Below are 13905 nucleotides of genomic sequence, written 5' to 3'. Positions count from 1 at the left end.
TGCTATTCTGGCGGTTTATCGGTATCATTCCGCCATTGTATTCAACGATTGATTGGCGAGAATGATATGCGATCGCTGCCACGTTGGCTTATCGCAAGTATCTGCGGCGCGTTGATTGTCACCATCGCGATGGGTGTGCGCCAGACCTTTGGCGTCTTCCTCGTGCCACTGAGCGAGGCGTTTGGTTTGGGCCGTGAACAAGTAGGGTTGACGCTAGCGATCCAGAATCTCGTGTTTGGGATCGCTACACCGTTCGCTGGTGCGCTGGCCGACCGGTATGGCGGCCAGCGTTTACTTGCGGTTGGCGCAATGGTATACGCGCTGGGGGTGGCAGCGGTCACGATTGCTGCCTCGCCATTATTGCTCTTGTTGGCGTTGGGGGTGGTGGTTGGGCTGGCGCAGAGCGCGACCACTTTTGCGCCGGTGTTTGGCGTCATCGGCCAATTGGCACCGCCGGCGCGGCGTAGTTTTGCCTTCGGCCTTGTGACCGCTGGCGGTTCGGTGGGGATGTTTGCGTTTGTGCCGTTGGCGCAATTGTTGCTAGCGGCATTGGGTTGGCAAGGCGCGTTGCTGGCGCTGGCAGCGGTGATGGTGTTACCAGCATTGCTGACGCCAGCCCTCGGCGCGCCTGCCAGCCGTGCCGGCGCGGCCGCTAACGCGCCAAGCGGGCAACAGGTGATCGCACTGGCATTGCGCCATCCCGGCTATGCCTTGTTGTTTGCCGGCTTCTTTGTCTGCGGGTTTCACGTCGCCTTTATCGCCACCCACTTGCCGGCCTATCTGGTCGATAGCGGCATCGGCGCAACCGTTGCTGCGGTGGCGTTGGCGCTGATCGGGTTGGGGAATATTGCTGGTTCGTATCTCTTTGGCGCGCTCGGCGACTGCACGGTCAAGCACCAGGTTTTGAGCGGCATCTACTTTGGGCGCGCGATCATCTTTGTTCTGTTTCTGATCGTGCCGCTCACTGATGTGAGCGCCTTGGCGTTCGGGTTGAGCATCGGTGTGCTCTGGCTCGGCACCGTGCCCCTGACAAGCGGGTTAGTCGCGCAGCTCTTCGGTACGCGCTATCTCGACATGCTGTACGGCTTTGTCTTCTTCGGCCACCAGATCGGGGCCTTTTTGGGCGCATGGATGGGTGGCGCCGTCTACGATCGCACCGGCAGTTATCTGCCGGTTTGGCTGGCTGCGCTAGTGCTCAGCCTCGCCGCGACGGTCATCCACTGGTTGATCGACGATCGTCCGGCGCGCCAAGTTGTTGAACAACTGGTGCGAGGCAGGGGGTGAGAATGCACACAGTGAGACGTTGAGCGCGCTCTACGAGCCGGCTGAGCAGGCGCCGCCGGCCACCGATGACGGTGCGGCGTTTGTTTGGCTGGTCGGCGGCGGGTTGCTGCTGCTGAGCCTGATCGGCAGCGGGTTGTGGGCGCTGTGGCTCTTGAACACAACGCCCGCTATGGTGAGCGATCTAACGTGGTTCTTCGTGTGCCACTGAACCGAGCTACTCGGTCTCTTCCGCCGCCCATGTGCTGGCTACCAGCCGGAAGATATCCGATTCGGTGATGATGCCAACCAGCCGGCCTTCATCGACCACCGGCAAGCCGCTGACCCGCGCACGCACCATCATCGCCGCTGCTTTGCCGATCGAGTCGCTGGAAGCGATCGTCAACGGATTCGGTGTCATCAGTTCGGCTACGGTCTGGCCGGCGAGGTTGAAGCGGGCCAACCGGCGCTCTTCTTCATCGCGGGGGTGACTCATGGCCTGCTCAATATCGCTGCGGGTGATGATGCCAACTAGATTGCCTTGTTTATCCACCACCGGCATGCGCCGCACCCCACGCGCTCGCATGCGCTCATAAGCAGCCAGCGCCGAAAAATCTGGCGGGACGCAAACCGGGTTTTCGGTCATCCATTCGGCTACGCGCTCGGTCTTCGACATATTCAAACTCCTCTATCGCTAGCAACACTTTCTTTTCATTGTATACCGCCGGTTACAGTAGGGGCATAGCAGCGCTATGCCCCTACTGTAACCGGCTACCTCCCCATCAACGCCAAGACCACCCCGCCGGCCACCACGCTGGCCACCTGCCCGGCGGCGTTCGCGCCCATCGCATGCATCAGGATGAAGTTCTCGAAATCCTCGTCGTGAGCCATCTTTTGCACCACGCGCGCCGCCATGGGGAAGGCGCTGATGCCGGCAGCGCCGATGATCGGGTTGAAGCGGCCCCGGCTGAGCAGGTTGAGAAACTTGCCGAAGAGCAACCCAGCAGCGGTGTCGAGCACAAAGGCGAGAATGCCCAGCGCGAGAATGGCCAGCGTCGCCGGTTGCAAGAAACGGGTGCCCTCCATCGTCGAGCCGATGGCTAGCCCCAAGAAGAGGGTCACGATATTGGCTAGCTCGCGTGACGAGGTGTTAGTTAGCCGTTCAACCACACCCGACTCGCGCATCAGGTTGCCGAGCATCAACATCCCGATCAGCGGGATGGCGAACGGTACCAGCACGCCAACCACGATCGTGGTGACAATCGGAAACAAGATGCGGGTGCGCTGGCTGATCGGACGACTGACGTATTCCATGCGGATGCGCCGTTCGGCTGGCGTGGTGAGCGCGCGAATGACCGGCGGCATAATCACCGGCACCAGTGACATATAGCTGTAGGCGGCGACCGTGATCGGACCGAGCAATTGCGGCGCGAGCAGGCTCGAGACATAGATCGAGGTCGGGCCGTCGATTGCGCCGATGATCCCGATCGAGGCCGCTTCTTCGCGGCTAAAGCCGAGCGCGAGCGAAGCCAGCAAGGTGCCGAAGATGCCAAACTGCCCGGCGGCACCGAGCAAGACCATACGCGGGTTGGAAAGCAGCGGGCTGAAGTCGGTGAGCGCGCCAATGCCGATAAAGATGAGCAGCGGGAAGAGTTCGTTACCGACGCCGGCGTTGTAGAGAATGGTGAGCATGCCGTCTTCACCTAGCAGCGGCGAGAGCGGCAGATTGGCTAGCAATGCACCGGCGCCGATCGGCAAGAGCAGGAGCGGTTCGTAGTCGCGCACAATCGCGAGGTAGAACAGCAAACCGGCGACGGCGATCATCACCAGCGATTGCCATGTGATCGAGGTGATCCCTTGTAAAAGCCGGAGGGCTAGTTCGTCCATAGTGTTGATCGCTTTTCTTGATTCATCACTCCCCCTCCTGCATCCGTTGCCCGGTTAGAGGGGCGAATAGGCGCGAAACTTTACGTTGTGGCGCTTGTGCGCGGTGCAGGCCAGCGGCCTACGCTCCATTTGCCTATTGCGGGCCAGCGGCCCGCGCTCTGTGTTTATCCCTCGGCCAACTGAGCGAGAGGTTCGCCGTAACCGACGCTCTGGCCGGTCTTGACCAAAATCGCCGCGACTACGCCATCACGCGGCGCGCTGATGCTGTTGTTCATCTTCATTGCTTCGAGTACGATGATCGGCTGGCCGCGTTTGACCTTCGTGCCGGGTTGGGCCACGATCTGCAAGATGGTGCCCGGCATCGGCGCCCGAATCAGGTTGTCGCCGGCGGCTGCCGCTGGTGGCAGGGCAGCCGGTGGTGGCGGCGCAACCGGTGCGGCTGGCGTTGCCGGCAGCGCAACCGGTACCGGCGTAGCGCGCGGCGTAATCTCACCGATGTCGCCGCTCTCGCTCAGTTGCACCTCGAACTCGCGCCCATCGAGCTGAACAGCGAAGCGATCGCTGCTCAACTCGGCAATATCAACCGTATACGTCTTGCCGTTGATTGTCAGTTGATAGCGACGCATTGCAGGTTATCTCCTTCGTTGCCAACTTTGATTCTGGCGCGTGCGGCCAGCTGCCACCCAGCGACTAGCAAAGAGCAGGCTGCCCGGCCAGTAGCTGCGTACCGTTGGCGCTGCCTCGCGGCGTAACGTCGCCGTGCGCACGGCGACGGCCACGGCGATCGCTGCCACCTCATCAGGCGTGAGCGGTTCGGTCGTTACTGGCGCAATCTCTAGCGCCGGCATGACCTCGCCGGTTGTGGTGGATGGTTCAGGCCGGTCGAAGCGGGTGAGCAGGTTGAGCAGGCCCCAAATCAAGGCTAACACCGTAAAGACCAAGCCCATACCGAGCACGGTCATGGTCAAGCCAAAGCCAAGATTCTCCATGCTGCCTCCTGCCGCCGGCTTACGACGGGTACAACCCGTGCTTGCGCGGCGGATTCTGTTGCACCTTGGTGCGCAAAATCTCTAGCGCCCGGATCAGGCGGGGCCGGGTTTCAGCCGGTTCGATCACTTCATCGATCTGGCCCAGATCGGCGGCGTGGTACGGGTTGAAGAACTTGCGTCGGTACTCGGCGACAAACGCGGCCATGAGTTGCGCCGGATCGGCGGCGGCGCGCAGCTCGTCGCGGCGCAAGATGCGCACTGCCCCTTCAGCGCCCATCACCGCAATTTGGGCCGACGGCCACGCAAAGTTGAGGTCGCAGCGCAGTTGTTTGCTTGACATGGCTACATACGCGCCGCCAATCGCTTTGCGCACCACCACCGAAATTTTCGGTACAGTCGCTTCGCTATAAGCGTAAATAATTTTAGCGCCATGCCGGATCACGCCGCCGTACTCCTGCTCGATACCGGGCAAAAAGCCGGTGGTATCGACAAAGGTGATAATCGGAATGTTGAAGGCGTCGCAGATACGGACAAAGCGGGCAATTTTGTCGCTCGAGTCGATATCGAGCACACCAGCCATCACTGCCGGCTGGTTGGCGACCACGCCAACCGCATAGCCGTCGAGGCGGGCAAAGCCGACCACCGCGTTGGGGGCAAAGAGCGGCTGGATTTCGAGAAAACTATCGTGGTCAAAGACCAGATCGATCAGGGTGTGAATGTCGTACCCTTGCCGTTCGTCAGCCGGCACCAGCGCATTGAGCGCCGGTTCTTGCCGGTCGCTGCGGTCGTAAGGCATAATCTGGGGCGGGTCTTCGTTGTTGTTTTGCGGCAAGTAGCTCAGCAGTCGCTTGATCAACTCGATCACGGCGCGGTCATCGGGCGCGGAGAGGTGGGCAACGCCGCTGCGCGCGCAATGCACTGCCGCACCACCGAGTTCTTGGGTCGAGATGTCGCGGCCCGATACCGCTTTGATCACGTCGGGGCCGGTCAGGAACATATAGCCGGTCGATTCCGACATAATCACGAAATCGGTCAAGGCCGGCGAATAGACCGCGCCGCCAGCGCAGGGGCCAAGAATGGCCGAAATCTGCGGCACCACGCCCGATGCTAGCACATTGCGGACAAAGACCTCGCCGTAAGCAGCCAGTGAACGAACTCCTTCTTGAATGCGCGCCCCACCCGAATCGTTCAGGCCGATGATCGGGATGCCACTCTCAATTGCGAGGTCTTGCATGCGGCAAATCTTATTGGCCTGTACCGCCGAGAACGAGCCACCCATCACGGTAAAGTCTTGCGCATAGACCGCCACCCGCCTCCCGTTAATCTTGCCGAACCCGGTAACAGTGCCGTCGCCGGGGATGCGCTGCTCTTCATCTTTGGTGATGCTGGTCGCCAAGGCGCCGATCTCTTGAAACGAACCAGCATCGAGCAGTAAGGCCAAGCGTTCACGGGCCGTCAGTTTGCCGCGCGCATGTTGCTGGGCAATCCGGTCTGGCCCGCCGCCTTGCATCGCCCGCTCGCGCAGGTTGCGCAGCCGTTCGAGTTGCTCTTCGGGGGATTCCACTGCTACACCTCATTGTTGTTGGGTCTGAAGCCAATGGCAGTATACCGGTTTTGCCGCCCTGATGAGGAAAAGAATTCACTACTAGACGCAAATGTTTGGCGACGAACGGTTGCTGGCGCGGTAAGAACATAGGCTATCAGGTGATAGTTCCATTGGCAACCATGTGGCTATAATATAAACAGAATGATAGCGTCTTTTTTGCCTCCTTGCCGGTATCTGCTCGCCAAAAGGCGTCGTTGGTATCGCGCATCAGCAGCAAGGAGACATCGTATGCTTCTACGGGCAAGAGACCGGCTCCCCGCGCGGGCCGGATGGGTGTTAGTCATCGTTGCACTCGTCCTTCTCGCGGCCATGCCACCTTCGACGACTGCCAATGCTCAGCTCCAGTCAAACGCGCTGTTCCGCGGGGATGTTGCGTGTGTGTTTCGACCTTCATCCCAGCGTTTTTACTGCGATACCGGGCATGACGGCGGTTTTGCCGAATACAGCATCAGCTTGGGAACGGCGACCGATATTCCGCTGCTCGGTGACATCAATGGCGATGGCCGCGATGTGGCGTGTGTCTACCGCCCGTCAAGCCAACAATTCTTCTGCGATACGCCGCAACGGCGCCTCGGCTGAATTTGTCGTTCTTTTTGGGGTGAGCGGTGATATTCCGCTACTCGGCGATGTTGACGGCGATGGCCGCGCTTATCCGTGCGTGTATCGTCCGTCGCTGCAGCGATTTTATTGTGATACGGCCCACAATGGCGGCGCAGCCGAAGTTGAAGTTGCCTTTGGCTCTGCCGGTGATGTGCCGTTGATCGGGTCGCTCGGCGTGCCGTTTGGGATTGCGGTGCCGTTGGTGTTGAGGTAAGAGTGGCGGGGCCGGTCTGAAACCGGCTCTTACGATACCCCTCCGGTCGCCAGTACTAGCGCCATCGCCAGCAGTGCCAGCGTGTTTTGCAACATGTGGAAGAGCACCCCCGGCCAGATCGAGCCGCTCTGTTCACGTAGGTAGCCAAGGCACAGACCGGCCACAAACAGGCCGGGAATGAGCATTGGAATGAAGTGAACGACCGCAAAGACGGCGGCGCCAACGATGATGGTGAGCGTACCGTTGAGACGCCGGCGAAGCAGATGGTGGAGGACGCCACGGAAGAACAGCTCTTCTACTAACGGCACGATCCCGGCAATGAGCACCCATAAGGCAAACAGTTCGCCGCCGCCAAACGCCTGCCCGCCAGAGATGCTCTCGATCTGCGGGTTTTGGAATTCGCCAAACAGGAGGGTGACTCCGGCGTTCGTCAACACCATCATCCCCATGCCAAAGATAAAGATGGGCGGAACGAGGGCGAAGTACATCCAATGTGGCCACTGCAAACCGAGATCGCGCCAGCCGGCGCGCGGGCCGATGACCGTCAGCACGGCGCCACCGATGATGAGGTACAGCAGCGTGCCGGCAATATAGACCGGCGGGCTGACAAAACCGCGTGTGGTGTCCCAGTTGGCTACTTCAGCCAGCGTGCGGAGGAAGAGCACAACCAACGCCCCACCCACGCCGATCACCAGCAGCGTGATGCAGAGATCGCGCCAACCCCACGCCGGCGCGATTGGCGGTTGTGGTTGCTCAAGCTGATTATTCGTTAGCATGCGAGATAACTCCATCTAGGAGCGCTGCCACATTCGGGCCCAATGCTTCAATCGCGTAGCCTCCCTCTTGCACGACGAGCGTGGGGAGGCCAAGTTGCCCAATCGTAGCGCCAATCGCGCGATACGCGGCAGTGGTCAATTCAAAATCACCCAACGGATCAGCGTGGAAGGTATCAAACCCGGCTGAGACGACCAGATAGCGCGGCCCATAGTCGGCGATCGCTTGCAAGGCCTGCGTGAGGGCGAGCAGATAGTCGCGATCCCCAACCCCCGCCGGCAAGGGCAGATTGAGATTGTACCCTTCGCCGGCCCCTGCACCGCGCTCGTCGGCATAGCCGAGAAAGTATGGGTACTCGCGGGCGGGATCGGCGTGCAACGAAACGGTCAGCACATCATTGCGTTCGTAGAAGATGCTTTGGGTGCCGTTGCCGTGATGATAATCGATATCAAGCACCGCTACTGCCGGCGCGCGCAGCGCCCATGTCGCATCGCTGGTGGCGGTGGCACGGGCCAGCCGGTCGGCGGCCAGCGCCGCGTTGTTGAGAAAACAGTAGCCGCCGGCTAGATTGGCGGCGGAATGGTGGCCGGGCGGGCGGCAGAGCGCATAGGCGAACCGTTCGCCCTGCAACAGCGCCGCTGCGCCGGCTAGCGCCGCGCCGGCGGATGCTTGGGCGGCGGCGAAGGTGCCGGCGGTAATCGGCGCGCTGAGGTCAAACGCATAGCAACCGGCTGCCGCTTGCGGGCAATTGCTGCGCAAGCGCAAGCCGGGCAATGGCCAGGCCGAGGGCAGCACCGGGCCGCGCAACCCGGCGGCCTGCCAGCGTTCGTAAGCATAGGCAAGGTGGTCGAGGTAGTCGGGTGTATGCACGGCAGCCAGTTCGGCGAGCGTCGCTGGCGGCGCAGCGACCGGCAGCGCGAACCCGGCGGCTTGCAGCGCAGCGAGAATGATGTCGACTCGCCGCGGCGTTTCAAAATATGGCACTGGCTGGCCGTCAAGGATCTCGAACGGCGGATCGTGACGGTGGTGGTCGGCGCTCAGAAAGATCTTCATAGTGATATTGTACCGTAGTCTGGGCGAATGTGGAGAGGTGTTGACCTCTAGTAGGTTGTTTACCGCAGAGGGCGCTGAGGGGAAAAGTGAGCAGCATCTTGTCTTTGCGAGGGCGCGTCAGCGCCCGCAGCACTCTCTCCCTTCGGCGGAAAGGCTCCGCTCCCGCGCTCGCGGGGGATTGCTTCGCTTCGCTCGCAAGGACAAGCGGGGAGCGGGACTGATGCCTGAACGCACCGCTCCCATGCTACGTTTCGTTATCGGATTGTTGTAGCATTTCTGGTATACTGGCGCCGCGGCACTGAACGATGGCCGGAGGAACGCATGAAGATCTATAAAGCGCGCGCGCCGATGCGAATCGGCTTTTTCGGCGGCGGCACCGATGTCAGTCCTTACGCCGAAGAATACGGCGGGAAAGTGCTCAATTGCACGATCAATCTCTATGTGCGGTGTATGCTGACAACGAGCAATACACCCGGCATTCTGATCCGCTCGCTCGATCTGCAAGAGGTGAGCCGGCAGGTGAGCGATCGCGAATGGGATGGCAAACTGGCCCTCCCGCAGGCGGTGCTTGATGCCCTGCCCCAGCTACGGCCCGCCTCCGCCGGCTACAAGATCACCATGTTCAGCGACGCGCCACCCGGTTCCGGCCTTGGCTCGTCGTCGGCGCTGGTGGTCAGTATGCTGAAGTTGCTCTACGCTGTAGCCGGCCAAAACGCCGACCCGCACCAACTGGCTGAGCTGGCCTACCGGATCGAACGGGTTGATCTCGGCATTCCCGGCGGGCGCCAAGACCAGTATTCGGCGGTGTTTGGTGGCATGTGCGTCTATCACTTCGGGCGCGACCGGGTGATCGTCGAGCCGGTGCTGAGCGATCCAACCGCTTTGCTTGAGCTTGAGAGCTGCTTGATTATCGGCTATATCGGCGATCGCCAGTTGCTGACGCGCCATTTGATGACCGATCAGGTGCAGCGGCTGGTCAAGGGCGATACACTGCGGCTGCATCACGAAACCAAAGCTTTCGTCGATATCGCGGCCCGGCTGTTGCGCGAACAGCGCATTGCCGATTTTGGCCGCTTGCTGCACGACGCATGGGAGGTCAAGAAAGCCTTTTCGCCCCACATCGCGCCGCCGATCGTCGAAGAGGTCTATGCGCTGGCCCGTAAGCACGGCGCATGGGGCGGCAAGATTTCCGGCGCCGGCGGCGGCGGCTTTATGGTCTTTGCCTGTCCCTTTGACCGCCGGCTGGCCATCGAGCGCGCCTTGACCGAAGCCGGGGTGATCGTGCGCCCGTTCTCGTTCGTCACCCACGGCGTGCAATCATGGGTGGTGGAAGAACCGGATGAGTGAGCGCGATCGCTCGCGCCACATCGCCAACCACCCAGTGCTGCGCAATCGCCACGTGCCGACAATGCCGTAGGGCAGGAACAGTACGATCAAGATGTAGACGATGCCGAACAAGAGCGGCCAGCTCGGCCCAAAGAAGACGTTGAGCCAATAGCCGAGCAGTTGGATCACGCCAGCGCCGAGCATCGGCCCGATTAGCGAGCCGACGCCGCCGATGATCGTCATTAGCAGTGCGTTGATCGTCGTGCCCACGCCGAGCACCGCTGGGTTGGCGTTGAGGTTCCACAGCGCGTTGAACGCGCCGGCTAGCCCGGCCATCACGCCGCTGACCGTGATCGCAATCAGCTTGAAGGTGAGGGTATGGTAGCCCAAGACCTTCGCCCGCGTTTCGTTGTCGCGAATCGCCATCATCACCCGTCCGGTCGGCGAATTGACCACTTGCCGCGCCAGCAGGTACATCACGATCGCAAACGTTAACGTGACATAATAAAAGCGCAGCCGTTCCGTGGTCGGACTAATCCACGCCGGTACCGGAACGCTCTGCAACCCGTCTTCGGCCCCCGTCCACTGGCGGAAGTCGGTCGCTTCGGCCAAGAGGAAAAACATCTGGGCGAACGCGAGTGTCACCATCGCGAAATAGACGCCGCTCACCCGCAGCGAGAGCAGGCCGACGATCAGGCTCTGGATGATCGCGATCACAATGACGGCCAGCAGGGCCGAGCCGAGATCCCAGCCGGCATGTTTGAGCAGGATACCGATGGTGTACGCGCCGGTGCCGAAGAAGAGGGCATGACCAAACGAGAGAATACCGGTGTAGCCCATCAAAATATCGTAGCTCATGGCGAAGACGGCCAAGATAAAGACCTGAATCAGCATGCCCTGCCAAAACTTGGGTACTCCCTCGCCAACCGGTTGGCCGCTGAACAGCGAAACAACAAACGGAAAGATGATCAGGCCGCCGATGAGGGTCAGGCCGGCCCACTGTGATGAGGTGAAACGATCCCGCATCGGCTACTCCTTTTTGCCAAACAGACCGGCTGGGCGCAAGAGCAGCACCAGCGCCATGATCAACACGGTTGAAGCACGGGCAATTGATGGCGAAAACGTCATCGCTTCGCTCATCCACGGCAGTTGAATGCCGGTCAGCACCATTTGGTCACCGAAGGCGCGGGCAAGGCCGACCAGCAAGGCTCCCATGGCGGCGCCGGTGAAGCTGCCCATACCGCCGATCACCACCGCGATGAAGGCTTGCAGTTGAAACTCTTGGCCGAGACCGGGGCTAATGCCGAGAAACGGCGCCGCTGCGACTCCACCCAATGCGGCCAATCCGGCCCCCAACGCAAAGACGAGGGTGAAGACGCGGCGGACGTTAATGCCCAACGCTTGCACCATCTCGCCGTCTTGCACGCCAGCGCGGATGATCATGCCGAGCCGGGTGTAGCGCAAGAGCACGGCGATGCCGATGAACATTGCAATGCCTAAGGCAATAATGAAGATGCGGTAGCTGGGGAAGGGCCGGCCCAGCACGTCAATGCTGGCGCAGTTGTCTTGAAGCCACGCGATCAGGTTTGGTGACGGGCAACTTGGGCCGCGCCGGCTAAACCATGCCGGAAGTTCCATGAAATAACCTCCCGGCCCCCAAATGCCTTTGACCAGCTCGGTGCCGACGAAGACCAAGCCGAGCGTGACCAGCACCTGATAGATGGGCCGGCTATACAGCGGGCGGATCAGGCTCCATTCCATCAACCCGCCCAACGCTGCGCCGCCGCCGGCGCCGGCCACCAGCGCCAAGAGAAAGCGTATATTCGAGTCGAGGGCCAAAATCCAGCCTTCGGCGCTCAACCGCAGCGGTGAGATGATCAACGCCAGCGCCAGCAATCCGATCGGCCAAGCCAGATCACGGTTGGCTGGCCGGCGCGCGTGCTCATTGCCGATCACAAATGCTGCACCGGCGATCAGACCGGCAATCGCCAGCCCCAGTGTGCGCGCAATAAAGAGGCCCACCGGCGCTTGGGCCTGCTCGGTCGGCACTCTCCCGCCCGAACTGAGGGCAGTGGTCGCGAGCGGCGCTAGCTCAAACCCCCAGACCGCAAACACCCCGACCAGCACGGCCACCACCCACAGCGGACGGCGATGCCCGGCGGGCAGGCTGCTGAACGGCAACCAGCGCGCGAGCAGCCAGCCGGTCACAAACGCTAGCACGAAGGGCAGCGTATTGAGCAACAGGCGCGGATTAGCATAGAGCGTAAAGCCGATATACGCGCCGATCATAAAGAGGGTGCCGTGCGCGAAGTTGAGTACGTCCATCAAGCCAAAGATGAGCGAGAGGCCTGATGTCACCAGAAAATAGAGCGCGCCGAGCGTGAGACCCGACAGCAAGATGCTGGCTAAGACCCGTGGTTCGTACTGGGTCGAAGCCCAAATCGCGAAGAGGATCGCCACTATGATGCCGGCGATCAATCCGCGCCGGCGCTGAATCCACTCGATCATGCACTACTCCTTCAACTCCCAAGACGCAGAGGGAGCAGAGGTGCAGAGAATCTCAACGCACAGACGCGAAGGTTATATGGTTAGGTATGAGCGAGCTTGTGCCGATCCTTCCAAACCCTTTGCGTCTTTGCGCCTTTGCGTGTATCCCCTTTGCGTCTTTGCGCCTTTGCGTGTATCCCCTTTGCGTCTTTGCTTGCTTTGCGCCTTTGTGTTAGCCCGCGCCGAGATATTTGTCGATCGTGGCGTGGTCATTCACTAGATCAGCCATACGTCCGTGTTGTACGCTGCGTCCATCATCGAGAATGTAGTACTCATCGGCCAACTGCGCTGCCATCGCGAAGTTCTGCTCAACCAGCAAGATGGTTGTCTCGGCGGCCATTTGGCGCAGGGCGGCGACGATCTGCTCGACGATGATCGGCGCTAACCCTTCACTCGGTTCGTCAATCAACAACAGCCGGTTATCGGCCACCAACGCGCGCGCGATCGCCAACATCTGCTGTTGACCGCCCGACAGCTTCCCGCCCGGATGGCGGTAAAGCCGCTTGAGATCAGGGAAGAGCGACATGATGAAATCGCTGCGCTTGGCCAGATCGCCGCGTTTGCGCTCGGCCAGCCGCAGATTCTCTTCGATGGTCAGATCGCGGAAGATAGCGCGGTGTTCGGGCACGTACCCGACGCCAAGCTGGGCAATCTCGTAGGCTGGCCGGCCATTGATCGGTTCGCCGGCGAGGCGAATACTGCCACTGCGCGGCGGATTGAGTCCCATGATCGAGCGCAAGGTAGTGGTCTTGCCGGCCCCATTGCGCCCCAGCAGCGCCGTAATCCTGCCGGCGCGCACCTTTAGCGAGACCCCTTCCAGAATATGAAATTGGCCGATAAAGGTATGGATCGTATCCACTTCGAGCAACACGTCACTCATGGCTGCCCTCCGGCGAAGGCCGTTCCCAGATACGCCTCGCGCACCGCCTGATTGGCGCTGATCGCCACCGGACTGCCCTCTGCCAGCATGCGCCCTTGATGCATGACGGTTATCGTCTCGGCGAGACTCATGACGACAGACATATTGTGTTCAACGATCAAGATGGTTTTGTTCGTTCCTTGCCGGATGCCGCGCAACAGATCGAGCAGCATCGGCACCTGTTCGGTCGCCATGCCGGCAGTCGGCTCATCGAGCAAGAGAATATCGGCGTCGCCGGCCAGCAGAATCGCCAGTTCGAGCCGGCGTTTGTCGCCGTGCGGCAGGGTGGCGGCAATTTGCAAAGCCCGCTCGTGGAGGCCAACTTGGTGCAATGCCGCTAACGCGCGCTCGGTGTAGGCCCGCAACTTGGCGGCGCTCGTCCACAGCCGGAAGTTGTCACGCCCGCGCGCTTGCGCCGCTAGCCGCACATTTTCCAGCACCGTCAGCGTCGGGAAGATGTTGGTGATCTGGAACGAGCGCCCAATGCCGAGGTGCGCCATACGGTGCAGCGGCACGCGTGTAATGTCTTGCCCGCGCAGCAGCACTCGTCCTGCGGTTGGTTTGATGTAGCCGCTGATCAAGTTAAACAGCGTCGTCTTCCCAGCGCCGTTTGGGCCAATGATGGCGTGAATGCTGCCGGCGCGCACTTGTAGATCAACCTGATCGACGGCGCGTAAGCTGCCGAAGTCGCGGGTGAGGCGGTGAGTTTCGATAATCCAATCGCTCACGT

The 13905-nt window shown here is 61.0% G+C and carries 16 protein-coding genes; 5 read left to right on the top strand and 11 right to left on the bottom strand.

Annotated features, from left to right (window positions below; translation table 11 throughout):
• Positions 1-66: 66 nt before the first annotated feature.
• Positions 67-1284 carry an MFS transporter gene (locus U9R61_RS16555; RefSeq protein ID WP_322489917.1) on the top strand — a complete coding sequence of 406 codons (1218 nt, stop codon included), beginning with the start codon at positions 67-69 and terminating at the stop codon, positions 1282-1284.
• A gap of 19 nt (positions 1285-1303) precedes the next feature.
• Positions 1304-1492, top strand: coding sequence for a hypothetical protein (locus U9R61_RS16550; protein WP_322489916.1), 189 nt, complete (start codon positions 1304-1306; stop codon positions 1490-1492).
• Positions 1493-1498: 6 nt separating this feature from the next.
• Here the strand turns inward: U9R61_RS16550 and U9R61_RS16545 are convergent, their stop codons facing one another.
• The 5 genes from U9R61_RS16545 to U9R61_RS16525 all read right to left on the bottom strand — a co-directional run bounded on the left by U9R61_RS16545 (position 1499) and on the right by U9R61_RS16525 (position 5700).
• Positions 1499-1936 carry a CBS domain-containing protein gene (locus tag U9R61_RS16545; protein ID WP_322489915.1) on the bottom strand — a complete coding sequence of 146 codons (438 nt, stop codon included), beginning with the start codon at positions 1934-1936 and terminating at the stop codon, positions 1499-1501.
• A 95-nt stretch (positions 1937-2031) separates the two neighbouring features.
• Entirely contained in the window at positions 2032-3147 is a 1116-nt protein-coding gene (locus tag U9R61_RS16540; protein ID WP_322489914.1) for a sodium ion-translocating decarboxylase subunit beta, read from the bottom strand.
• Between the two features lie 164 nt (positions 3148-3311).
• A complete protein-coding gene (locus U9R61_RS16535) occupies positions 3312-3773 on the bottom strand; it encodes a biotin/lipoyl-containing protein (protein WP_322489913.1) in 462 nt (153 codons plus the stop codon).
• A 6-nt stretch (positions 3774-3779) separates the two neighbouring features.
• Positions 3780-4136, bottom strand: coding sequence for an OadG family protein (locus U9R61_RS16530; protein ID WP_322489912.1), 357 nt, complete (start codon positions 4134-4136; stop codon positions 3780-3782).
• A 19-nt stretch (positions 4137-4155) separates the two neighbouring features.
• Complete coding sequence (locus U9R61_RS16525; protein WP_322489911.1) at positions 4156-5700, bottom strand: acyl-CoA carboxylase subunit beta; 1545 nt, start codon at positions 5698-5700, stop codon at positions 4156-4158.
• Positions 5701-6120: 420 nt separating this feature from the next.
• Here U9R61_RS16525 and U9R61_RS16520 point away from each other — a divergent pair, with 420 nt between their 5' ends.
• Together U9R61_RS16520 and U9R61_RS16515 are read left to right on the top strand one after the other, a co-directional pair.
• Complete coding sequence (locus tag U9R61_RS16520; RefSeq protein ID WP_322489910.1) at positions 6121-6321, top strand: hypothetical protein; 201 nt, start codon at positions 6121-6123, stop codon at positions 6319-6321.
• Positions 6260-6556 (top strand): hypothetical protein, encoded by a 297-nt coding sequence (locus tag U9R61_RS16515; protein WP_322489909.1) that lies wholly within the window; start codon positions 6260-6262, stop codon positions 6554-6556. The genes U9R61_RS16520 and U9R61_RS16515 overlap by 62 nt, the downstream gene beginning before the upstream one ends.
• A gap of 29 nt (positions 6557-6585) precedes the next feature.
• On the opposite strand, the gene U9R61_RS16510 is transcribed toward U9R61_RS16515, so the two are convergent.
• Both U9R61_RS16510 and U9R61_RS16505 read right to left on the bottom strand, forming a co-directional pair.
• A complete protein-coding gene (locus U9R61_RS16510) occupies positions 6586-7332 on the bottom strand; it encodes a type II CAAX endopeptidase family protein (RefSeq protein ID WP_322489908.1) in 747 nt (248 codons plus the stop codon).
• The gene (locus tag U9R61_RS16505) at positions 7319-8383 is read right to left on the bottom strand and encodes a histone deacetylase family protein (RefSeq protein WP_322489907.1); all 1065 of its coding nucleotides are present in this window, start codon (positions 8381-8383) and stop codon (positions 7319-7321) included. Before U9R61_RS16505 ends, U9R61_RS16510 begins: the two co-directional genes overlap by 14 nt.
• 321 nt (positions 8384-8704) lie before the next feature.
• Between U9R61_RS16505 and U9R61_RS16500 the strand changes: the two genes are divergently transcribed.
• Entirely contained in the window at positions 8705-9730 is a 1026-nt protein-coding gene (locus U9R61_RS16500) for a GHMP kinase (protein WP_322489906.1), read from the top strand.
• On the opposite strand, the gene U9R61_RS16495 is transcribed toward U9R61_RS16500, so the two are convergent.
• The 4 genes from U9R61_RS16495 to U9R61_RS16480 all read right to left on the bottom strand — a co-directional run bounded on the left by U9R61_RS16495 (position 9701) and on the right by U9R61_RS16480 (position 13903).
• Entirely contained in the window at positions 9701-10735 is a 1035-nt protein-coding gene (locus tag U9R61_RS16495; protein WP_322489905.1) for a branched-chain amino acid ABC transporter permease, read from the bottom strand. The two genes, U9R61_RS16500 and U9R61_RS16495, sit on opposite strands and share 30 nt — an antisense overlap.
• Before the next feature lie 3 nt (positions 10736-10738).
• On the bottom strand, positions 10739-12217 hold the full coding sequence (locus tag U9R61_RS16490) for a branched-chain amino acid ABC transporter permease (RefSeq protein ID WP_322489904.1): 1479 nt from the start codon (positions 12215-12217) through the stop codon (positions 10739-10741).
• 211 nt (positions 12218-12428) lie between these two features.
• Entirely contained in the window at positions 12429-13136 is a 708-nt protein-coding gene (locus tag U9R61_RS16485; protein ID WP_322489903.1) for an ABC transporter ATP-binding protein, read from the bottom strand.
• Positions 13133-13903 (bottom strand): ABC transporter ATP-binding protein, encoded by a 771-nt coding sequence (locus tag U9R61_RS16480; protein ID WP_322489902.1) that lies wholly within the window; start codon positions 13901-13903, stop codon positions 13133-13135. The genes U9R61_RS16485 and U9R61_RS16480 overlap by 4 nt, the downstream gene beginning before the upstream one ends.
• Positions 13904-13905 lie beyond the last annotated feature (2 nt).

The organism is Chloroflexus sp. (genome assembly GCF_034431535.1).
GTDB lineage: Bacteria > Chloroflexota > Chloroflexia > Chloroflexales > Chloroflexaceae > Chloroflexus.
Note: the sequence above shows the minus strand (reverse complement) of the source record. Positions and strands in the feature narration are given on the sequence as shown.

Coding starts and splice junctions, on each gene's coding strand:
- U9R61_RS16555 (WP_322489917.1), top strand. CDS start 67: ATGCGATCGCTGCCACGTTGGCTTATCGCAAGTATCTGCGGCGCGTTG.
- U9R61_RS16545 (WP_322489915.1), bottom strand. CDS start 1,936: ATGTCGAAGACCGAGCGCGTAGCCGAATGGATGACCGAAAACCCGGTT.
- U9R61_RS16540 (WP_322489914.1), bottom strand. CDS start 3,147: ATGGACGAACTAGCCCTCCGGCTTTTACAAGGGATCACCTCGATCACA.
- U9R61_RS16535 (WP_322489913.1), bottom strand. CDS start 3,773: ATGCGTCGCTATCAACTGACAATCAACGGCAAGACGTATACGGTTGAT.
- U9R61_RS16530 (WP_322489912.1), bottom strand. CDS start 4,136: ATGGAGAATCTTGGCTTTGGCTTGACCATGACCGTGCTCGGTATGGGC.
- U9R61_RS16510 (WP_322489908.1), bottom strand. CDS start 7,332: ATGCTAACGAATAATCAGCTTGAGCAACCACAACCGCCAATCGCGCCG.
- U9R61_RS16505 (WP_322489907.1), bottom strand. CDS start 8,383: ATGAAGATCTTTCTGAGCGCCGACCACCACCGTCACGATCCGCCGTTC.
- U9R61_RS16500 (WP_322489906.1), top strand. CDS start 8,705: ATGAAGATCTATAAAGCGCGCGCGCCGATGCGAATCGGCTTTTTCGGC.
- U9R61_RS16495 (WP_322489905.1), bottom strand. CDS start 10,735: ATGCGGGATCGTTTCACCTCATCACAGTGGGCCGGCCTGACCCTCATC.
- U9R61_RS16490 (WP_322489904.1), bottom strand. CDS start 12,217: ATGATCGAGTGGATTCAGCGCCGGCGCGGATTGATCGCCGGCATCATA.
- U9R61_RS16485 (WP_322489903.1), bottom strand. CDS start 13,136: ATGAGTGACGTGTTGCTCGAAGTGGATACGATCCATACCTTTATCGGC.